Annotated in this window: 1 protein-coding gene; it reads left to right on the top strand. The window is 63.9% G+C overall.

Going from position 1 to position 277, the window contains the following annotated elements; translation table 11 throughout:
* Window positions 1–277: transcriptional repressor (locus tag CKO35_RS17705; protein WP_200177417.1), on the top strand; the 277-nt coding region annotated here is incomplete at both ends.

The following is a 277-nucleotide window of genomic DNA, read 5'->3' as shown; positions in this document are numbered from 1 at the left end:
CCTCAAGGCCACGCTGCCCCGGCTGAAGATCCTGGAGATCTTCCAGAAGGGCGCCCAGCGCCACATGACGGCGGAAGACGTATTCCGCGTGCTGCTGGACGAGCGCTCGGACATCGGGCTGGCCACCGTGTACCGCGTGCTCACGCAGTTCGAGCAGGCCGGCATTCTGATCCGCAGCAATTTCGAGAGCGGCAAGGCCGTTTACGAACTGAACGAGGGCCAGCACCACGACCACTTCGTCTGCACCGCCTGCGGCAAGGTCGAGGAGTTCTACGAC

This window comes from Ectothiorhodospira shaposhnikovii, from assembly GCF_016584105.1.
In the GTDB taxonomy this organism is placed as follows: Bacteria; Pseudomonadota; Gammaproteobacteria; order Ectothiorhodospirales; family Ectothiorhodospiraceae; genus Ectothiorhodospira; species Ectothiorhodospira shaposhnikovii.
The sequence above is the reverse complement of the archived record's forward strand: the minus strand, read 5'-3'. Positions and strand labels throughout refer to the sequence as shown.